This is a genomic window from Phytopseudomonas flavescens (genome assembly GCF_900100535.1).
Classification (GTDB): domain Bacteria; phylum Pseudomonadota; class Gammaproteobacteria; order Pseudomonadales; family Pseudomonadaceae; genus Aquipseudomonas; species Aquipseudomonas flavescens.
The window spans coordinates 79,669-99,197 of sequence record NZ_FNDG01000008.1; the positions used below are offsets into that span (position 1 = coordinate 79,669).

The following is a 19,529-nucleotide window of genomic DNA, read 5'->3' on the forward strand; positions in this document are numbered from 1 at the left end:
TGCTTGCGCCTTGCAACGCCACATCGCTCAACACAAACTATCGACCTGCCTCACCCACATCGCAATAACGAAACGGCCAGCTCGGGCCTCAGGCGAAGACGATTTCCTCGCCTTCGACCTTGCCGTTGACCGTGCTGCCGGGGTTGAACTTTCCAGCCAGGATCATCTGCGCCAGGGGGTTCTCGATCCAGCGCTGGATCGCCCGTTTCAATGGCCGCGCCCCATACACCGGGTCGTAACCAACGGCGATCAGCTTGTCCATCGCCTCATCGGACAGCTCCAGGGTCAGCTCGCGCTCGGCCAGGCGCTGCAACAGGCGCGACAGCTGGATACGGGCGATGCCGGCGATCTGCTCGCGGGCCAGCGGCTCGAACACCACCACCTCGTCGATCCGGTTGACGAACTCGGGACGGAAGTGGTTGCCCACCGCGTCCATCACTGCCGCCCGTTGCGCCTCTCGATCGCCGACCAGCTCCTGAATCTGCGCCGACCCCAGGTTGGAGGTCATCACGATCACGGTGTTCTTGAAGTCCACGGTGCGGCCATGGCTGTCGGTCAGACGGCCGTCCTCGAGTACCTGCAACAGCACGTTGAAAACATCCGGGTGGGCCTTCTCGACTTCATCCATGAGCACCACCGAGTAGGGCTTGCGGCGCACCGCCTCGGTCAGGTACCCGCCTTCCTCGTAGCCGACATAGCCGGGCGGCGCGCCAATCAGGCGGGCCACGGAATGCTTCTCCATGAACTCGGACATGTCGATGCGCACCAGGGCGTCTTCGGTGTCGAAGAGGAACTCGGCCAGTGCCTTGCACAACTCGGTCTTGCCGACCCCGGTCGGGCCGAGGAACAGGAAAGAGCCGCTCGGCCGGTTCGGGTCCGCCAGGCCGGCGCGGGAGCGACGCACCGCGTTGGCCACGGCCACCACGGCCTCGTCCTGGCCGATCACCCGCTGGTGCAGCAGCCCTTCCATCCTCAGCAGCTTGTCCCGCTCACCTTCGAGCATCTTCGCCACCGGGATACCGGTCCACTTGGAGACGACCTCGGCGATCTCTTCCTCGGTCACCTTGCTGCGCAGCAACTGGTTTTCGGTCTTGCCATGCTGGTCGACCATCTGCAGGCTGCGTTCCAGGTCGGGAATCACGCCATACTGCAGCTCGGCCATGCGGTTCAGGTCGCCCTTGCGACGCGCCGCTTCCAGTTCGGTGCGGGACTGCTCGATCTTCTGCTGGATCTGTGCCGAACCCTGGACTTCGGCCTTTTCCGACTTCCAGACTTCATCGAGATCGGCATACTCCTTCTCCAGTTTGGCGATGTCGTCCTGCAGCTTGACGAAACGCTTCTTGGCCGCTTCATCCTCCTCTTTCTTCAGAGCCTGGGCCTCCACCTTGAGCTGGATCAGGCGGCGATCCAGGCGGTCGAGCACCTCCGGCTTGGAGTCGATCTCCATGCGGATGCGGCTGGCGGCTTCGTCGATCAGGTCGATGGCCTTGTCCGGCAATTGCCGATCGGTGATGTAGCGATGGCTGAGCTTGGCCGCGGCGATGATCGCGCCGTCGGTGATCGCCACCTTGTGGTGCACCTCGTAACGTTCCTTGAGGCCACGCAGGATGGCAATGGTGTCCTCTTCGCTGGGCTCGTCGACCAGCACCTTCTGGAAACGACGCTCCAGGGCGGCGTCCTTCTCGATGAACTGGCGGTACTCGTTCAGGGTGGTGGCGCCCACGCAGTGCAGCTCACCCCGGGCCAGGGATGGCTTGAGCATGTTGCCAGCATCCATGGCGCCCTCGGCCTTGCCGGCACCGACCATGGTGTGCAGCTCGTCGATGAACAGGATGATGCGGCCTTCCTGCTTGGACAACTCGCCCAGCACCGCCTTGAGGCGCTCCTCGAACTCACCGCGAAACTTGGCACCGGCGATCAGCGCGCCCATATCCAATGATAAAAGGCGCTTGTCCTTGAGGCCGTCCGGCACTTCGCCGTTGACGATGCGCTGGGCCAGGCCTTCGGCGATGGCCGTCTTGCCCACACCGGGCTCGCCGATCAATACCGGGTTGTTCTTGGTGCGGCGCTGCAACACCTGAATGGTGCGACGGATTTCATCGTCACGACCGATCACCGGATCGAGCTTGCCCTCTTCGGCACGCTTGGTCAGGTCGACGGTGTACTTGTCCAGCGCCTGACGGGATTCCTCGATGTTCGGGTCGTTCACCGCATCACCGCCACGCAGGTTGTTCACCGCGTTTTCCAGTGCCTTGCGGCTGACGCCCTGCCCCAGCAGGAGCTTGCCCAGCCTGGTGTTCTCGTCCATGGCAGCGAGCAGCACCAGTTCGCTGGAGATGAACTGGTCGCCCTTCTGCTGCGACAGGCGATCGGCCTGGTTGAGCAGGCGTGCCAGATCCTGGGACAGGCTCACATCACCAGTGGGGTTCTGGATCTTGCCCAACTGATCGAGCTCTTTGCTCAGGGCCTGACGCAGGCCGTTCACATCGAAGCCCACCTGCATCAGCAGCGGGCGGATCGAGCCGCCCTGCTGGTCGAGCAGCGCCAGCATCAGATGCAGCGGCTCGATGGCGGAGTGGTCGTGGCCGACGGCCAGGGACTGGGCGTCGGAAAGGGCAAGTTGCAACTTGCTGGTCAAACGGTCGATTCGCATGGCGTCATCCTTCCTCTTTAAGGCAGGCCGGCGCGGTGGATGCGCCTGAATAAAGAACCTGCCGAGATGGAGCATAGATGAGGCCGATTGTGCGGGTTTCAAGCGCATTGGTATTGATGAAGGTCAGGAGAGCGCCGAGCGGCAGAGCAGAGCTCAGAACCTGTTCACGGTCTGTGTACTTGGCGAATAGGAACCGTATCCCGATAGATCGACGGAAAAAAGCGCAAGCGGGTGCTCACCCTACGAAGGGCCGCTGGCCTTTCTGCTGTCATTCGCGAGGTGTCTCGTCGAGGAGTCGTGAGCTGGCGCCTGAGAACACCTTAACGATCCGCCAACCAGATCAATGAGGCGAAGCGTCCGGTTCGGGCGGCGCGCCGGTAGGAATAGAAGCGCGCATCGCTGACAGTGCAAAAACCGCCGCCATACACCGCGTTGATACCACTAGCGGCCAGACGGATACGCGCCAACTGGTAGATGTCCGCCATGAAGCGGCCCGCATTGGCGCTAGGCACGAAGGCACTGGCGGCCTGAGCATGCACACTGACGAACGCCTCACGTACCTCGGGCCCGACCTCGAAAGCCTGGGGACCGATGGCCGGGCCGAGCCACACCAGGGTGCCCTCAGGCTCGATGGCCAGAGCGTCCAACGTGGCCTCCAGCACCCCGTTCGCCAACCCCCGCCAACCGGCATGGGCCGCCGCCACACGGCTGCCGAGGCGGTCGCAGAACAGCACGGGCAGGCAATCGGCGGTCATCACCGTACAGGCGACACCCGGCGTCGAGGTCCAGCTGGCATCGGCTTTCTCGACGGTTTCCGGGTCAGCCTGAGCGACGGCGATACCATGCACCTGCTGCAACCAGGCCGGCCGGCAGCCCAGCTGACTGAGCAGCCGCTGACGATTCTTGGCCACGGCAGGCGGATCATCCTCGACGTGTTCGGCGAGGTTGAAGCTGTCATAGGGCGCTTTGCTCACGCCGCCAGCGCGGGTGGTGACGCACGCACGCACCCAGCCGGGTGCCGGCCAGTGAGGCGTCAGCCAGTCATGGGCCCTGCCAGTCATCCGATGAACGCCTCGCGATCCTGCCGCAGCAGTGTCAGTAACCAGACGAAATCATCGGGCAGCGGCGACTGCCATTTCATCCGCTCACCGGTGATCGGATGATCCAGTTCGAGAAAACGGGCATGCAGGGCCTGGCGTGGAAACTCCTTGAGGCTCTGCACCATGGTCTGGCTGGCGGCCGGCGGAATACGGAAGCGCCCGGCATACACAGGGTCACCCACCAGCGGGTAGCCGATGTGGCTCATGTGCACGCGGATCTGGTGCGTGCGCCCGGTTTCCAGTTTGACCCGGCTGTGGGTATGCGAGCGGAACCGCTCGAGCACACGGTAATGGCTGACCGCTGGCTTGCCGCCATCGGTCACGGCCATGCGCTGGCGCTGCGAGGAACTACGCCCGATGGGGGCGTTGATCTTGCCGCCAGAGGTGATCACGCCGATAACGATGCATTCGTAGATGCGGCTGACCGTGCGCTTCTGCAACTGGTCGACCAGGCGAGTCTGCGCTTCGATGGTCTTGGCCACCACCATCAGGCCGGTGGTGTCCTTGTCGAGGCGATGCACGATGCCCGCCCGCGGCACATTGACGATATCCGGCACATGGTGCAGCAAGGCATTGAGCAAGGTGCCATCGGCGTGCCCGGCAGCCGGATGCACGACCAAACCGGCCGGCTTGTCGATCACCAGAATCTGCTCGTCCTCGTACACGATGTTGAGCTCGATGTCCTGGGCGATCCACTCACCCTGGGCCTCCTGCTCGGCGCAGAGGGCCAGCACGGCACCGCCATGGACGATGTCACGGGGCCGCAGCACCTGGCCATCGACGGTCAGATTGCCCTCCTTGATCCAACCGGAAAGGCGCGAGCGCGAGTGCTCGGCGAACAGTTGGGCGGCGACTTGATCGAGACGTTGACCGCCCAGTTCGTAGGGCACCTCGGCGGATAACTCAATGGCCTGCTTATTAATAGATGACATGCTCGGCAACGGCGGGGGCATAGCCTTTGGTTTCGGCTACACGCTTGTGGTTAAATACGGCGTCTTTGCCCCAGGGCTACCGGGGGCACTCATCATAACAGGACGGCCCTGCCCAAGACAGCCGCCGTCCCAGGGACGCAAGCCGCCATGCAAGTGAAACACCTGCTGCTGATCGCCATCCTCGCACTCACCGCCGCCTGCTCGTCCAAGGAAGTCCTGGACGAAAACCTCAGCGAGGCAGAACTCTATCAGCAGGCTCAGCAAGATCTGGACAACGGCAGCTACACCAGTGCCGTGACCAAGCTCAAGGCCCTGGAGTCGCGCTATCCGTTCGGCCGCTACGCCGAGCAGTCGCAGCTGGAGTTGATCTACGCCAACTACAAGAACGCAGAGCCGGAAGCCGCACGCTCCTCCGCCGAGCGCTTCATCCGCCTGCACCCCCAGCACCCGAACGTCGACTACGCCTACTACCTGAAGGGCCTGGCTTCCTTCGATCAGGACCGTGGCCTGCTGGCGCGCTTCCTGCCGCTGGACATGACCAGGCGCGACCCGGGCGCCGCCCGCGACTCCTATAACGAGTTCGCTCAGCTCACCAGCCGCTACCCGAACAGCCGCTACGCGCCGGACGCCAAGCAGCGCATGATCTACCTGCGCAACCTGCTGGCCGCCTACGAGATCCACGTCGCCCACTACTACCTGACCCGCCACGCCTATGTGGCTGCGGCCAACCGCGGTCGCTACGTGGTGGAAAACTTCCAGGAAACCCCTTCGGTCGGCGATGGCCTGGCGGTGATGGTCGAGGCCTACCAGCGCCTGACCCTGGACGACCTGGCCGCCACCAGCCTGGAAACCCTGAAGCTCAACTACCCGGATCACCCGAGCCTGGAGAACGGCGAGTTCGTACCACGCGAAGAAGCCGCCGACGAGCGTTCGTGGCTGGCCAAGGCAACCCTCGGCCTGATCGAAAGCGACGTGCCGCCGCCACCGAGCCAGACCCAGGCGAGCCAGGACGTGATCCGCCAGTACGAAGAGGCCTCGGATCAGATCCCGGCCGAACTGAAGCCGGAGAACCAGACCGGGCAAAGCGAAGAGCCGCAACGCACCAAGCGTTCCTGGTTCAGCTACATGACCTTCGGCCTGTTCGACTGATTGCACGGGCTAATCCCGACGCAGCATTGCGGCCACGCAAAAACGCTGACCCAGCAACTGTCCGCCCATCGCTTCCTTGGCTAAACTGGCGCATTCCTCGACACGAAGAGAGCGTCATGGGCCTGTTCCGCCTGCTGTTCTGGATTGCCATCGTCTTTGCCGTCATCTGGGTGTGGCGCCGCTACGCCGGCGCAGCCCGCCGACGCCAGGCGCCTCCGCCGCTACAGAACCCGGCCCCCATGGTGCGCTGCGCACACTGCGGCGTGCACACGCCCCAACAGCACGCCGTGCAGCTGGCAGAGCGCTGGTACTGCAGCCAGGCGCATCTCGAACAAGGCCGCAAGCCCGGTGAGCGCTGAAGCACTCGCTCTGGAGGGCTCTCAAGGCCGTCGTATCTTCAGGCTCTACCACGGTTACCGGCTGCTTATCGGCGTCCTGCTGGTTCTGCTGATCTCCGCAGACCTGGATGCAGAACTGCTCGAACTGGCGCACGTGCCACTGTTTCGCGGCGCCAGCTGGATGTACCTGATCCTCAACCTGTTCATCGCACTGATCTTCCACACGCCGCGCAGCCTGGTTCAGGTGTTCGGCGTGGCCCTGGTCGACGTGATTCTGTTGTCGGCACTGTTCTATGCAGGGGGCGGCACACCCAGCGGTATCGGCAACCTGCTGATCGTTGCGGTGGCGATCGCCAACATCCTGCTTCGCGGTCGGATCGGCGTGCTGATCGCCGCCAGCGCGGCCATCGGCCTGATCTACCTGACCTTCTACCTCAGCCTGAACCATCCCCAGGCCAGCATCCAGTACGTACAGGCGGGCGCACTGGGAGCGCTTTGCTTTGCCGCCGCGCTGTTCGTACAGGGCGTGGCACGACGCCTGCGCGTCAGCGAACACCTCGCCGAGCAAAGGGCCGCCGACGTGGCCGACCTGGAGGCCTTGAACGACTTGATCCTGCAGCGCATGCGCACCGGCATCCTGGTCATCGACGAACAGCACCGGGTGCTGCTGACCAACCAGGCGGCCTTGAGCCTGCTCGGCCGAGAGAACCTGGCGGGCAGGATTCTCGATCCGCATTGCACCGAACTGGTCAAACGCCTCCAGTACTGGCAGGAAAACACCAGCCTGCGTCCGGCCAGCCTGCAGGCCCGCACCGACGGGCCGACCCTGCAGCCCAGCTTCATCGCCCTGCAGCGCGGCGGCCAGCGCCACACGCTGATCCTGCTCGACGACATCTCGCAGATCGCCCAGCAGGCCCAGCAACTGAAACTGGTCGCCCTCGGCCGGCTGACTGCAGGCATCGCCCATGAGATTCGCAACCCCCTGGGGGCCATCAGCCATGCAGCGCAACTGCTGCAGGAGTCCGAAGACCTGCATGGACCGGACCTGCGCCTGGCGCAGATCATTCAGGATCACTCGCGGCGCATGAACCTGATCATCGAGAACGTCCTGCAGCTGTCTCGCCGTCGCCAGGCCGAACCGCAACTACTGGACCTGAAATATTGGCTGCACCGCTTCGCTGCAGAGTTCCGCAGCACCGCCCCGCCCTCGAAGACGCTGCACCTGGCCATCGAAGGCAGCAGCATCCAGACCCGCATGGATCCGAACCAGTTGACCCAGGTGATCACCAACCTGGTACAGAACGGCCTGCGCTACAGCGCCCAGCTCAACCCGCAGGGCCAGGTGTGGCTGAAACTGTTCCGCGACCCGCGCAGCGATCTGCCCGTGCTCGAGGTACTCGATGACGGCCCCGGCATCGCGCCGGACCAACTGCCTCACATCTTCGAGCCTTTCTACACCACGGAAAACAAAGGTACCGGCCTGGGCCTGTATATTTCCCGGGAGCTTTGCGAAAGCAATCAGGCTCACCTTCACTACCAATCACGCGAAGGCAGCGGTGCATGTTTCCGCATTACCTTCGCGCATCCGCGAAAGATGAGCTGAACCGATGAACCGCCAGAGAGCCCTGATCGTCGACGACGAACCCGATATTCGCGAGCTGCTGGAGATTACCCTCGGGCGCATGAAGCTCGATACGCGAAGCGCACGCAACGTCAAGGAGGCCCGCGACTGGCTGGCCAGGGAACCCTTCGACCTGTGCCTGACCGACATGCGCCTGCCAGACGGCACGGGCCTGGATATCGTGCAGCACATCCAGCAGCGTCATCCGCAAACCCCGGTAGCCATGATCACCGCCTTCGGCAGCCTGGATACCGCGATCAACGCCCTCAAGGCTGGCGCTTTTGACTTTCTCACCAAGCCTGTCGATCTCGGCCGCCTGCGCGAACTGGTGACCACTGCCCTGCGCCTGCGTGAAGGTGACGATGACGACGCACAACCCGGCGCCAGCAGGCTGCTCGGCGAATCCCCTCCCATGCGCACCCTGAGGGCACAGATCCAGAAACTGGCACGCAGCCAGGCACCGGTGTATATCAGCGGCGAGTCCGGCAGCGGCAAGGAGCTGGTAGCCCGCTTGATTCACGAACAAGGGCCACGCCGCGAACGCGCCTTCGTACCGGTCAACTGTGGCGCCATCCCTTCAGAGCTCATGGAAAGCGAGTTCTTCGGTCACAAGAAAGGCAGCTTCACTGGCGCCATCGAAGACAAGCAGGGCCTCTTTCAGGCTGCTAACGGCGGCAGCCTGTTCCTCGACGAAGTGGCCGACCTCCCGCTGACCATGCAGGTCAAGCTGCTGCGCGCGATCCAGGAGAAGGCCATTCGCAGCGTCGGCGGCCAGCAGGAGGTCGTGGTCGATACCCGCATCCTCTGCGCCACCCACAAGGATCTGGCCGCCGAAGTGGCGGCCGGGCGCTTCCGTCAGGATCTGTACTACCGCCTCAACGTCATCGAACTGCGCGTGCCGCCACTGCGTGAACGTCGCGAGGACATTCCGCTGCTGGCCGATGTGATGCTCAAACGCCTGAACGAAGGCATTGGCCTGCCCCCAGTGAAGCTCGATGGCCCAGCCCTCGACAAGCTGAAGAGCTACCGCTTTCCCGGTAACGTGCGCGAACTGGAAAACATGCTGGAGCGCGCCTACACACTGTGTGAGGGCGACGTAATCTGCGCCAACGACTTGCGCCTGGCCGACGCCGCACCAGCAGCCGAAAACGGCGATGCCAGCCTGGCGCAGATCGACAACATCGAAGACTACCTGGAAGACGTCGAGCGCAAACTGATCATGCAGGCCCTCGAGGAAACCCGCTGGAATCGCACGGCCGCCGCCCAGCGCCTGGGCCTGAGCTTCCGCTCGATGCGCTATCGACTGAAGAAGCTGGGGATCGACTAGCTAACGACCGTAGCCTGCGATTGAGCGCAGCGATACCCAGGACGATAGTGCCTGACGGCGCTACGCCAACCGCCCGGACGGTGCATAAGGAGCAGGATCGATGATCGGCTTCCGCCCCAGCATCAGATCCACCAGTAACTGGCAGGACGCCGGCGCCAACACCAACCCGTTGCGGTAATGCCCGCAATTCAGCCACAGCCCCTGGTGACCAGGCACTTCGCCAATAAAGGGAATGCCCTCGGGCGATCCAGGCCGCAAGCCCGCCCAGTGCCCCACCACCTCGGCCTCCTTCAGCGCCGGCAATAACTCCTCGGCGGACGCGCGCAGGCTGGCCAGCGCGCCCTCGGTAGGCGTTTTGTCGAAGCCAACGTGTTCCAAGGTACTGCCAATCAGAATATGGCCATCGCGACGCGGAATGGCATAGCGCCCGCGGGCCAGCACCATGCTTGGCAGAAAACCCTCCGCGCATTTGAACAGGATCATCTGGCCCTTCACTGGCTCGACAAGTAAATGCAACCCAAGCTGCGCCAGCAACTGACCACTCCATGCGCCTGCCGCCACCACTATCCGCTCGCTATAGTGGTCACCAGAAGGACTGCGTACGCCAACTACCTGGCGCCCTTCACGGATAAAGTCGGTGACCGGCACATGTTCATGTAGAGAGACATTTGGCATTCTCAACAATGCCTCGCGCAGCGAACGAACCAGTCGTGGATTACGCACATTAGCAACGCCTGGCATGTGCAGCGCATGGGAAAAACCAGCTCCCAAGGGAACGGCAGCCTCAACCTCGGCAATCGGCACATCGAGCAAAACTCGCCCCTCACGAGCTGCCCAGTTCAGCGCCTGGTCAGCATCGTCGAGATCAAGCCAATACAGGCCGGTAACATAAACCTCGGGATCGATCCCACTGATCGGAACCAGCTCCTCGGTAAAATGTGCATAGAAATCCTGCGACCAATGCGCCAAGGCCGTTACCGGCTGGCTGTAACGCCACGGATACAAGGGAGAAACGATACCGCCCCCCGCCCAGGAAGCCTCCTGCCCCGCACCCTGAGCATCCAGAACGCTGACCGGAATACCCGCACGGCCCAATAAATAGGCCGAAAGCAGGCCAATTGCACCCGCACCGACGACCAAAACGCGACTACCACTCATCTCATCCCCGAAAAACAAAAGGGGAGGCAATGCCTCCCCTAGATCAAACCGAGCTTACAGCTTTAACGACGCCAGCATTTATCGTTATCAGGCGTTTTGGCCCCAATGGCATTGATGGTCATCGACTCACAATCGTCTCCGCCCAATACGCCGGCTGAGGTCACTGTCAGCAAGTAACCACCATCACCGGCCTCCCCATCGCCAAAGGTAACGGTGAAGATACCGTCTATAATCCCCTCATCCGGGATGGCGTCAGTGTAAGCGCCATTTTGCGAGTAATGCCGCTCTACCAGTTGGGCTGTATTGAGCAATAAACTGGCGGCCTCGGCACGCCGGGTCTTTTTCACATATTCGGTGTAACTCGGATAAGCGATCGCAGCGAGAATACCGATGATAGCCACCGTCACCATCAGCTCGATAAGCGTAAATCCTTTCTGGGACATCGATACTCGCCTCATTGCAATTGACGCCACATGATACGCCCACTCACTGAGGAGCGGCGCCCGGCTTCGTCAAGGGTCTTTACCGCGCCGCTGGACAGCAAAATGATCTTGGTTTGAGTTGTCTTCTCATCGCCCTGGTCGATAATTACTGGCAAACCAGGCAAGCCACCGTCAAGATTAACACCGGAAACCCTTTTGTCCTTATCGTCGACTTTTCCATCGCCATTAGTATCAAGCACCGCATAATTAAGCATCGAGCCACTGAAGAGATCCAATTCAACTAAACGACCCGAACCATTGCTTTCGCAAGGATCATTGGCGTCGACCTTGGCCGTGACGAACACCACGCGCCCCAAGGTGGTGAGAGCCGGATAAATCACACGCTCCCCCTGCTGCGTGTTGCCATATTGCAAAGGCAAATACCAGCCTTTATGCGCACTCCAGTCCACTGGGGTCTCGCTGGTTTCTATATAAGTTTCATTATTTTCGGTAATTTCTTTGGTAATAGACTGAGCCAGCAGCTCGCTTTTCTGAATGGCGCCCACAGAATTGGATGGATCCCAGATTGCATAGAAAGCCTGCTGCGTTTTGTCTACCTTATCTGCCACTTCATTGAACTTGCCCGTACCGAACAACACGAGGTGCCCCCCCTCTTCGTGATCGACAATGAGCGGCTGCGCGCTGATAGGGTGCCCAGCCCCCGCCTCGAACAACTTGGAAGCTGTGAATGCGGCCCCATTGAACTCCCACATGTTACCGCGAAGATCGCCTGCGTAAATCTTCTCAATTTGACCTTGGGCGTTGACAACAGCCTGTGGAGAAGACAGCCCATTGCCGCTGGCACGTTCCGCAGCAGTGCCTTTGTCATTCGCATCGACAACAACGTTGCTCAATACAGAGCCATCGGACAGTTTGACAACATAAAGTACCGCCTTGCCATCGTAGCTTCCGTAACCATTACCAAATACCGCAACCCACTCATTCTCTTTGTTACGCGCAATCAGCGGTTTAGAGTAGGTATAACCTAGGTCATTGAGCTTATTGGCTGGCGTATTGGTCGCCGGTGGGGAGATTTCCCAGAGTGCCTCAACGGTGTCGCCACCATCGGCCCCGAAGAGTTTCACACCAAACATGCTTTTGCCACCGGCACCCATTCCGGAGACCGCTACGGTCGACCATTTATTATTGAGTTGTGCATCACCAACAGTAATCTGGCCATCCACCATGAATCGGTGCGAGCCACTGGTCGCATAGTTCTCCTTTGCCACTATGCTCAAGGATGACAGCAGCGCCGAGGGCATATAGCCATAGCGATGGCTGCCGTTATTGGCATTGATTACATGAAAGAGACCATCGTTACCATTGACCAGTAAGCTACTGGTCATGCTGCTTTTTTTAGTTTCGAGATAAGCCGTGTAGGTGCTGTCCCCCGAAGCCGTTTTATCCTCAGGCGCAGCGCGCTCCAGAGTGGAGTTGACGATATCACCAAGCAAAACCGTACGATTTCGCAACCCAGTCGCATTGGTACCCTTCAGCCATTCAATCAGGCTCGCACCGTTCAGAGGAGAGGTAACCGTGGCATCAATTTGAGCCTTTTGTGGAGCGGAAAGGTTATTGTAGCTAAGTGAAACGATACTAGCGCCTGTTCCACTTTTGTATGTCTGGTACTTAGCTCCATTCTTAGCTGGTGTAATGGTCGTATCCGTCGTCCATATAGGAGCAGCCGCTGCTCGCCCTGTTTTGGGATCCAGCTTATACGCCTCGATCGTTCCGCGCCAATCCTTGGGATCATAGAGCGTCTTGTAGTAAAAAGTAGACGTAGTCAGAGTAGCGGAGCTCGAAGCACCAGCACCACCAGACCCCGCAGTAGCCGCAATCTCATTGATGGCCTGACTCAGGCTTGCGTTAAGTTGGTCAGCGTTGTTTGCAGTAAAGTAACGCCCCTGGCCATACCGTGCCGCGTCCGAAAGCATCTGGTTCGCGGTCGCAAAACCCACTGTATAGGTTTTCATGTTTTGCTTCTGGAAAGGTGCAGCATTGAAACTCTTGCCTGCCAAGTCTTTATCCGTGGTATTACGCAAGTCAATGTCATAAGCAAACTTGGCGATATCATCCAGGTACAGCGTCCCACCTTCACCGTCACCGCCAGTGCCGTCGTTATTCACACCATCCCAGTTAGGCAGGCTGCCCGCACCAGTACGAGCCGTAGTTTGGGGATCGTTGGTTGGAAAAGTCTGATCGAAGGTAGGCAACCCATCAGTCACCACGACGCCGAAATTAGCCTGGCAACGGTACTGAATGGGGCTTTTATAAAGATTATTCTCCACACCGACAGTGGTTATCCCTTGAAAACGGGATAAACCACGAAAATACCGCGTAGCTTCATAGTAAGTTTCCGCAAGCGGTGTGTTGGAAGTGGCCGTTACGCCAGCAACCGTAGTTTTGAATGCATCAAAGTTGTTTTGTGCCTGGGTTTGGCTGACCAGCTCTGCCCCACTGGGTCCTACGGAACGCGAAAAGTCCAGCACTTCACGGCGAAGACTACCGCCTGGCCCGCTGTCTCGACCGGCGGGCGCATTGAAGGTGATCAGTCCGTAACGCAGGCCACGATTATTCGTGACGATGTCGGTCGTAACCTTACGCGCCACGTTCATTCGATAATCCGTCGGGATAGCTGACGCCGCAATATTATTTACTACCAGATAACGAAGATAATTACCCTTGTATCGAGTACTACCACCGCCAACAGGATCTGGCATCAGCATGCAACGCTGAGTATTACCAGTGCGAAACAACCGGTATCCCGTAGAGCAGGTCGACTGCAAGACGCTGCCGAGGTAGTAAGTATCATCAACCGTAACCGTTCCCCAGTTGTTACATGCCCCCCGGTTATTTGTACCAACACAACGATCTATCGACGCATACGTAGTACTGTCAACGTAGCCAGAATGCCAGATAATGCTATCCATACTGCCGGAGTTATCGAGCAGGATCATCACGTTCGGCGTGACCGCCGTCGCACTTAGAATGGGCGCCTGAACAGGAGTAAACGCATAGAGAGGCGCTGACAGGAAAGCCGTTAATAAAAAGCCAATCCCCACTAAAAATGAACGCTTCATGATTCGAATTCCCCGAAAATAATTATCTTGCATATACGCTTTCCAGTACGGTGCGTGCATTGCCCACATCGGAGACAGCTGTTATTCGATAAAGCGTTGCTGATCCCCCACTGGCATTAACGCGACTGGCAACCCGCGAAGATGTCCCGAGCAGCTGTATATAATAATATGTATTATTTCCCGAAACCGTGAACCATGTATCGCAAGCGGCACTAGAACCAGCAGCGCTGGAAGTTATAGTTGTCGTATCAGGCCCCCTGCAACCATTATCTCCACAGGAGCTACAGCTGGGGTTTCCATTTGCAACTACGCCTTCACCTTCACGTAGCGCTGCTTCGGCTAATTGAAAGCTCTGGTTTTTCAACCTGGTATTACCTGCCATCTTTTCTTGCATGCCCGCGCCCCGCATCGCAGCAACACCGATAATAGTCAGCAACAACAAAAAAATGAGACTGACGAACAGCGCCATACCATTCTGTTTATTCATTGAACGTTTCATAGTGTGTACCTTAAGGCAGGCGATTACGTAGCGCGGCCACAACAGTGTAAGTCTGATTAGACGCGCGACCATCGGCATCAGTCATCGTCAACGAAAGGCGAACACTGCGTATCAACGCAGCATCACTTACTGTGCCCGTATAAGTACCCGTTACATAAGTATCGCCTGCATTAGGCGCCAACCCAAAACTGACGGAAAAGTCAGATACGCCGCTCACCAAAGGCTGAGCCTGACTTGAACCAGAAGCAACGAACAGCGTGTCAGAATCTGCGTCGTACTCGTATGCTAATTTCCTGATGGGAAATGCAAGCTCTCCTGCTCCTGGATTTGCCGAGCCGTCATGCACTGTTCCCGCTGTCAGGCAATCCGTCGTTATCGTCCAGGTCGAACTGGAACTGCCTGCTAGACCGTCTGCCACACTGGCTGTAACCAGGCTAAGTTTTTTCTCGCTCTCATTCCACTGAATGGGAAAGGCAAAATCATCCTGTGGGTTGGCCAGCGCACTGACAGGCAGGCAGCCGAACATTCCAGCCATGCGTATGTCCTGAACCATGCGGCTTAGCACATAACGTGCGTCTTCCTGGAGTCGCGAACTGGCGTCCTGAGTCAAATAGGATTGTTTGGCGCTGGCAAATATTTGCGTAATGCCCAATACCACTACGATACCCAGGGTCACCGCAATCATCACCTCAACCAGACCGAAGCCTTTTTCAGCCTTGTTCATTCGATGCTCCCACCGCCGGCACTGCAACTTCGGATGTAATCTGGATCTGCCCTTGCTCACCGGAGTTTCCTCCGCCAGCTGCCTTATTGGCGCGCGACTCCGACCATGTAATGGTTACCGTAACCGTAGTGCCAGTAACTGCGATAGAGCCCTCTCCCCCAGTAAGATTACCGACATTGGTGGCGAAGTCGGCCTGATCGTGCTCGAGAATAGTCGAAGGACTTGAAGGGGGGCTCGCTATACTCGTCATATCGTAATTATTCAGAGTGCTTGAGTCTGCATTGGCCCGAATGCGATCCAAAATATCGTAGGCTATAAAAGTAGCTTGAGAGGTTGTACGGGCACTGTCCGTGTACTTTAACGCATTCAGTTGTAAAGCCGCCGCCCCGAGCAAACCAATGGCGGTAATAAAAACGGCCACCATTACTTCAATCAATGTAACGCCACGCTCACGCCCATAATTAAGAGAGCCGGCCATTAGCAATCTCCCGCCATCAGGATTCGTCCGGTAGGGCAAAGTTTTAAAATTTTAGTGGTACTGCCCCGAGTGTAATCAAAGTTCACTCCATCATCATCTACACCACCGAGATTATCGAAAATGAGTTCGGTTTCGCCGTCCTCAGCGTCCAATTGAGCGCCGTCTTTCATCGCCGAAAACTCACGAACAACGGTATCACCCTGCTTCACCGTCATTCCCGCCGCCCAACCCTCGTTTGCGGCAGCGACAGTAATCGAGCGGCTTTTATTGATGGCCTCAAGGCGCGCGAAACTAAGCGCTGTTCTCAACTCATTGATATCCGAATCGGCCCTGGATCGCTCCATCGCCCCCTGAAATGCAGGCGCGGCGAGAGTCGCCAGAATCCCCACCAACGCTAGCGCCACCATCAACTCCACCAGCGTGAACCCGTGCAAAAAACGCCTCATGGGCTTCCTCCATAAATTACTTGGCTACTATATAGAGGCAGATCGCCGCCAGTATGACCGGCATGGACATACGGTCGTTTTTGGAGCATGAGCGCTTCTCGCACCACGATTCGCGAATGGCACTCGCTTTCAGCATTAGCCCAAGGATGGGAAAAAGATGAAACAGAACGGAATGACACTGCCTGAGGTACTGATCGGCCTTGCACTGGTCGCACTACTCATGTCCTTGATGCCCGCATTCGCAGGCATGCTTGATCGACATCGGCTGGAAAACACCACTCGTGATCTCGCTACGGCCATCCGCTATGCACGCACCAGAGCAGTGGTCGAACAAACCGGGGTAACCATCAAGGCGCTGGAGGACGACTGGGGTAACGGCTGGGTAATTTTCCAGGACCGCTACCGCAACATTTCACGAGATGATGCCGGGCCGATGTTCATCGAACGCAAATTGGCCAATCGGGTACAGATCCAGGGCAATGGATCGATGGCACGTTATATCCACTTTTCAGCGCAAGGCTTTCCAAATCAGAAGAGCGGTGCCTTTCAAGCCGGAAGCCTGGTCGTCTGCTCACCTCGGGTCGAGACGAAATCTTCGAAGTTGATTTTAGCTAGCGGCGGACGCCTGAGAATGAGTGCAATGAAAACAGGATGCCCATAGCCAGGAAACAATTCAGATGTATCCAAATGGCGGGTATCCGTTTCGCCCATCCTCCTCACTACAGAGGTCTTGATTGTCAATACGGCACGGATCCATGCGATACAGATCGTCCTGACGAATAGCGAGCAACGCGCCAGTACTACAGCACCGTCCAGCGTGTAGTACTGCTACTATCTCCGCCTATCATTCGATGCGACCAAATCGCCAGTATTGGGGTCGTATGCCGATAACGAAAACGATAACGGATCGATGATGCAGGACAACCCGATTTGGACGCGCCCTCCGCGCAAGCAGCGCAGCCGCCTGGCTGAAGACCTGGTGGCGAAGATTTCCCAGCATATGCGCGACGGCACGCTCAAGCGTGGCGAGAAGCTGCCGGCCGAGCTGGATATCATGAGGGCCGAGGGGGTGAGCCGGACGGTGGTGCGTGACGCGCTGTCACGCCTGCAGGTGGCGGGGCTGGTGGAGACCCGCCGGGGTGTCGGTACCTTCGTGTGCGACATGCCCGCAGCACCGGAGCTGCAGCTTGGGCCGGCGACCATCAGCACGGCGCAGGACGTGCTGGAGTTGCTGGAGCTGCGCATGAGCCTGGAAGTCGCCACCGTGGGGCTGGCGGCGCAACGGCGCACGCCGGAGTCGCTGCAGGAGATCCGCGTCGCGCTGGACGCCTTGCAACAGGGCGCCGTGCAACTGCCGGCCGGCCTGCCGATCAGTGCGGACTTCCAGTTTCACATCAAGATCGCCAAGGCGGCGCAGAATCCTCACCTGCTCGACATCATGAAGCACCTGGGTGCCAAGCAGATCCCGCGCAACAGGTTCAACTCGGCCTACAGGGCCCACGAGGGCGGCGAGGCCTACAGGGAAAACCTCAGTCTCGAGCACGAGATGATCTACGAGTCCATCGCCCGTGGCGACGTCGACTGCGCCAGAGCCGCCATGCAGCTGCATCTGATCAACAGCCGTGAGCGCCTGCTCAAGGCCCAGCGCCGCGCCTGATACGCCGCGGCGACATGGCGGAGCGTTCACCCCACAAGCCCGCGGCGAATGGGCCAGGCGACGCCAAGAACGCGCAACGGCCGCCTCCGGCCTCGTCACCCCGCAGTGCCGAGCCTCGGGCGTCCGTTATTCACACCTGAGTGCGCCCTGTTACATGAAGTTGTACTGAACCCCGATGCGCCAGCGCATCTGGCGATCATCCTCGGTGGGACTGACGCGTACGTCACCGATTTCGATGAATGGTGCCCAGGACTTGTCCAGCTTGTATTTGACGATCAGGTTCTGCTCGTAGTCGCTTCTCTTGTTGTCGTAGCGGATATAGTCGGTCTTGAAGTAGATGAACTGGTATTCGTAGGACAGCTTGCCCGCCGGGGTGTAGCCGAGCCAACCCTCGTAGCGTTGCGTGTTGCGATCATCGGAGCCGCGATCCGGAACGTCTTCATCGATCCGGTCACGGTTCAGCTTGAGCGCGTCGAAGCGGTAGCGCGCGGCGACATACAACTGGTCATTCAGCTTGCGGCTATATTTGAGGCCGAACTTGTAGGTCGTGCCGCTCTCGTTGCTTTCCAGCTGGATGGCCGGCTGCCAGGTCGACAGTGCACTGTATTTGTACTGGTAGCTGGCAGTCAGCTCATGACCATTGCCGACGGTGTTGTCGAAGGCGACATCCTGGCGATCACCGGCCGTGCGGTACTTCAACTCCCCCTCGAAGCCCCAGCCATTGTCCATGCGATAGGACAGCTTGACCCGATCGGCATGCATGCGATCGTCTTGCAGATACTGGTGGCGATAGTTGATCGAGGCACTGTCGGCCAATGCACCAGCGGCGGCGGCAGTGGACAGCAGGCAGACGAGCAGGCGCAGTGTGAGCGTTTTCTGGTTCATGATGGTCTTCTTGTTGTTTTCCATGGGTTGAGTGTGTGTTGCCCGGTTTTCAGGCAAGGCGCCGCCCTGCAGCGCCTTGCCACCTGTTCGAATCGCGGTGTTGGCCATCGCGCAGGCAAGCCCGTGCCACGGGCCTGGAAGCCCGCTTCGGAAAATCGGCAGGAGAGCTCGCGCTAATGCGCGGTGCAGAGCGCTCAGGTGCCCACGGGCACCTGAGGCTTGCGGGTTACGCCATCAGGGTGGTGCGACGGCACCGATGTCACGGCTGGCATCGACCAGCAGCTGGGTGTAGGCGTGCTCGGCACGGTTCTGCGCCAGCAAGCCGGTGTCGAGGGTTTCCACGATGCGCCCGTGCTGCATCACGGCAACCCGGTCACAGAGGTGGGCGACCACGCCCAGATCATGGGTCACCAGCAGATAGGTCAGGCCTTCCTGCTCGCGCAGGTCGGAGAGCAGGTTGAGGATCTCCGCCTGCACCGACACGTCGAGCGCCGAGGTCGGCTCGTCGAGTAGCAGCACCCGTGGTTCGAGAATCAGCGCCCGGGCGATGGCCACGCGCTGGCGCTGACCACCGGACAACTGGTGAGGATAGCGATAGCGGAAGCTGTCGTTGAGGCCGACCTTGCTGAGGATCGAGGTGACCCGATCCCCCCGATCGCCGATGCCGTGCACGCTGAGTGGTTCGCTGAGCGCCGAGTCGATGGTATGACGCGGATGCAGCGAGCCATAGGGGTCCTGGAAGACCATCTGCACCTGGCGGAAGTGCGCCAGATCCAGCTTGTGGCGCAGGCCGCGGCCGGCAACGCTCAGCTGCCCTTGCCAATGCCGGTACTGACCGGCCAGGCAGCGCAGCACCGTGGTCTTGCCCGAGCCGGACTCACCGACCAGGCCGAACGACTCGCCCTCTTCGACGCGCAGGGCGACGTCGTAGAGCACCTGATTGTGCGCAGCACTGACGCCGAAACTGAGATTGAGTGAATCCACTTCGATCATGGCCATG

At 59.4% G+C, this 19,529-nt stretch carries 18 protein-coding genes; 6 read left to right on the forward strand and 12 right to left on the reverse strand.

Annotated features, from left to right (window positions below; translation table 11 throughout):
- Window positions 1-88 precede the first annotated feature (88 nt).
- From clpB to rluD, 3 genes are all read right to left on the reverse strand, one after another.
- On the reverse strand, window positions 89-2,653 hold the full coding sequence (gene clpB, locus BLR94_RS12370) for an ATP-dependent chaperone ClpB (protein WP_084305106.1): 2,565 nt from the start codon (window positions 2,651-2,653) through the stop codon (window positions 89-91).
- Window positions 2,654-2,973: 320 nt separating this feature from the next.
- Window positions 2,974-3,714, reverse strand: a complete 741-nt coding sequence (gene pgeF / locus BLR94_RS12375; RefSeq protein WP_084305108.1) for a peptidoglycan editing factor PgeF — start codon at window positions 3,712-3,714, stop codon at window positions 2,974-2,976.
- Entirely contained in the window at window positions 3,711-4,685 is a 975-nt protein-coding gene (gene rluD / locus BLR94_RS12380) for a 23S rRNA pseudouridine(1911/1915/1917) synthase RluD (RefSeq protein WP_084305110.1), read from the reverse strand. Before rluD ends, pgeF begins: the two co-directional genes overlap by 4 nt.
- Before the next feature lie 147 nt (window positions 4,686-4,832).
- Between rluD and BLR94_RS12385 the strand changes: the two genes are divergently transcribed.
- The 4 genes from BLR94_RS12385 (at window position 4,833) to BLR94_RS12400 (ending at window position 9,120) form a co-directional block, all read left to right on the forward strand.
- Complete coding sequence (locus BLR94_RS12385; RefSeq protein ID WP_084305111.1) at window positions 4,833-5,834, forward strand: outer membrane protein assembly factor BamD; 1,002 nt, start codon at window positions 4,833-4,835, stop codon at window positions 5,832-5,834.
- A gap of 116 nt (window positions 5,835-5,950) precedes the next feature.
- Window positions 5,951-6,193 (forward strand): PP0621 family protein, encoded by a 243-nt coding sequence (locus BLR94_RS12390; RefSeq protein WP_084305113.1) that lies wholly within the window; start codon window positions 5,951-5,953, stop codon window positions 6,191-6,193.
- The gene (locus BLR94_RS12395) at window positions 6,183-7,775 is read left to right on the forward strand and encodes a two-component system sensor histidine kinase NtrB (RefSeq protein ID WP_084305115.1); all 1,593 of its coding nucleotides are present in this window, start codon (window positions 6,183-6,185) and stop codon (window positions 7,773-7,775) included. The genes BLR94_RS12390 and BLR94_RS12395 overlap by 11 nt, the downstream gene beginning before the upstream one ends.
- A gap of 4 nt (window positions 7,776-7,779) precedes the next feature.
- Window positions 7,780-9,120 (forward strand): sigma-54-dependent transcriptional regulator, encoded by a 1,341-nt coding sequence (locus BLR94_RS12400; protein WP_084305117.1) that lies wholly within the window; start codon window positions 7,780-7,782, stop codon window positions 9,118-9,120.
- Between the two features lie 60 nt (window positions 9,121-9,180).
- Here BLR94_RS12400 and thiO read toward each other — a convergent pair whose 3' ends face one another.
- From thiO to BLR94_RS12435, 7 genes are all read right to left on the reverse strand, one after another.
- Window positions 9,181-10,278, reverse strand: a complete 1,098-nt coding sequence (thiO, locus tag BLR94_RS12405) for a glycine oxidase ThiO (RefSeq protein ID WP_084305119.1) — start codon at window positions 10,276-10,278, stop codon at window positions 9,181-9,183.
- A gap of 62 nt (window positions 10,279-10,340) precedes the next feature.
- Window positions 10,341-10,721 carry a type IV pilin protein gene (locus BLR94_RS12410; protein ID WP_279615855.1) on the reverse strand — a complete coding sequence of 127 codons (381 nt, stop codon included), beginning with the start codon at window positions 10,719-10,721 and terminating at the stop codon, window positions 10,341-10,343.
- 11 nt (window positions 10,722-10,732) lie between these two features.
- Window positions 10,733-13,840, reverse strand: coding sequence for a pilus assembly protein (locus BLR94_RS12415; protein WP_090423707.1), 3,108 nt, complete (start codon window positions 13,838-13,840; stop codon window positions 10,733-10,735).
- Window positions 13,841-13,862: 22 nt separating this feature from the next.
- Window positions 13,863-14,339, reverse strand: coding sequence for a pilus assembly PilX family protein (locus tag BLR94_RS12420; protein ID WP_244158162.1), 477 nt, complete (start codon window positions 14,337-14,339; stop codon window positions 13,863-13,865).
- Window positions 14,340-14,349: 10 nt separating this feature from the next.
- The gene (locus tag BLR94_RS12425; protein ID WP_084305123.1) at window positions 14,350-15,063 is read right to left on the reverse strand and encodes a PilW family protein; all 714 of its coding nucleotides are present in this window, start codon (window positions 15,061-15,063) and stop codon (window positions 14,350-14,352) included.
- Window positions 15,050-15,541 (reverse strand): type IV pilus modification protein PilV, encoded by a 492-nt coding sequence (pilV, locus tag BLR94_RS12430; RefSeq protein WP_084305125.1) that lies wholly within the window; start codon window positions 15,539-15,541, stop codon window positions 15,050-15,052. The genes BLR94_RS12425 and pilV overlap by 14 nt, the downstream gene beginning before the upstream one ends.
- Window positions 15,541-15,987 (reverse strand): GspH/FimT family pseudopilin, encoded by a 447-nt coding sequence (locus BLR94_RS12435; RefSeq protein WP_084305127.1) that lies wholly within the window; start codon window positions 15,985-15,987, stop codon window positions 15,541-15,543. Before BLR94_RS12435 ends, pilV begins: the two co-directional genes overlap by 1 nt.
- A gap of 157 nt (window positions 15,988-16,144) precedes the next feature.
- Between BLR94_RS12435 and BLR94_RS12440 the strand changes: the two genes are divergently transcribed.
- Both BLR94_RS12440 and BLR94_RS12445 read left to right on the forward strand, forming a co-directional pair.
- Window positions 16,145-16,648, forward strand: a complete 504-nt coding sequence (locus BLR94_RS12440; RefSeq protein WP_084305362.1) for a GspH/FimT family pseudopilin — start codon at window positions 16,145-16,147, stop codon at window positions 16,646-16,648.
- Between the two features lie 252 nt (window positions 16,649-16,900).
- Window positions 16,901-17,644 (forward strand): FadR/GntR family transcriptional regulator, encoded by a 744-nt coding sequence (locus BLR94_RS12445; RefSeq protein ID WP_084305364.1) that lies wholly within the window; start codon window positions 16,901-16,903, stop codon window positions 17,642-17,644.
- Between the two features lie 150 nt (window positions 17,645-17,794).
- Here BLR94_RS12445 and BLR94_RS12450 read toward each other — a convergent pair whose 3' ends face one another.
- Both BLR94_RS12450 and BLR94_RS12455 read right to left on the reverse strand, forming a co-directional pair.
- Complete coding sequence (locus tag BLR94_RS12450; RefSeq protein WP_084305366.1) at window positions 17,795-18,529, reverse strand: oligogalacturonate-specific porin KdgM family protein; 735 nt, start codon at window positions 18,527-18,529, stop codon at window positions 17,795-17,797.
- A gap of 234 nt (window positions 18,530-18,763) precedes the next feature.
- Window positions 18,764-19,528 (reverse strand): ABC transporter ATP-binding protein, encoded by a 765-nt coding sequence (locus BLR94_RS12455; RefSeq protein ID WP_084305128.1) that lies wholly within the window; start codon window positions 19,526-19,528, stop codon window positions 18,764-18,766.
- Window position 19,529: the final 1 nt, after the last annotated feature.

Coding starts and splice junctions, on each gene's coding strand:
- clpB (WP_084305106.1), bottom strand. CDS start 2,653: ATGCGAATCGACCGTTTGACCAGCAAGTTGCAACTTGCCCTTTCCGAC.
- pgeF (WP_084305108.1), bottom strand. CDS start 3,714: ATGACTGGCAGGGCCCATGACTGGCTGACGCCTCACTGGCCGGCACCC.
- rluD (WP_084305110.1), bottom strand. CDS start 4,685: ATGTCATCTATTAATAAGCAGGCCATTGAGTTATCCGCCGAGGTGCCC.
- BLR94_RS12385 (WP_084305111.1), top strand. CDS start 4,833: ATGCAAGTGAAACACCTGCTGCTGATCGCCATCCTCGCACTCACCGCC.
- BLR94_RS12390 (WP_084305113.1), top strand. CDS start 5,951: ATGGGCCTGTTCCGCCTGCTGTTCTGGATTGCCATCGTCTTTGCCGTC.
- BLR94_RS12400 (WP_084305117.1), top strand. CDS start 7,780: ATGAACCGCCAGAGAGCCCTGATCGTCGACGACGAACCCGATATTCGC.
- thiO (WP_084305119.1), bottom strand. CDS start 10,278: ATGAGTGGTAGTCGCGTTTTGGTCGTCGGTGCGGGTGCAATTGGCCTG.
- BLR94_RS12410 (WP_279615855.1), bottom strand. CDS start 10,721: ATGTCCCAGAAAGGATTTACGCTTATCGAGCTGATGGTGACGGTGGCT.
- BLR94_RS12415 (WP_090423707.1), bottom strand. CDS start 13,840: ATGAAGCGTTCATTTTTAGTGGGGATTGGCTTTTTATTAACGGCTTTC.
- BLR94_RS12420 (WP_244158162.1), bottom strand. CDS start 14,339: ATGAAACGTTCAATGAATAAACAGAATGGTATGGCGCTGTTCGTCAGT.
- BLR94_RS12425 (WP_084305123.1), bottom strand. CDS start 15,063: ATGAACAAGGCTGAAAAAGGCTTCGGTCTGGTTGAGGTGATGATTGCG.
- pilV (WP_084305125.1), bottom strand. CDS start 15,541: ATGGCCGGCTCTCTTAATTATGGGCGTGAGCGTGGCGTTACATTGATT.
- BLR94_RS12435 (WP_084305127.1), bottom strand. CDS start 15,987: ATGAGGCGTTTTTTGCACGGGTTCACGCTGGTGGAGTTGATGGTGGCG.
- BLR94_RS12440 (WP_084305362.1), top strand. CDS start 16,145: ATGAAACAGAACGGAATGACACTGCCTGAGGTACTGATCGGCCTTGCA.
- BLR94_RS12445 (WP_084305364.1), top strand. CDS start 16,901: ATGCAGGACAACCCGATTTGGACGCGCCCTCCGCGCAAGCAGCGCAGC.
- BLR94_RS12450 (WP_084305366.1), bottom strand. CDS start 18,529: ATGAACCAGAAAACGCTCACACTGCGCCTGCTCGTCTGCCTGCTGTCC.
- BLR94_RS12455 (WP_084305128.1), bottom strand. CDS start 19,528: ATGGCCATGATCGAAGTGGATTCACTCAATCTCAGTTTCGGCGTCAGT.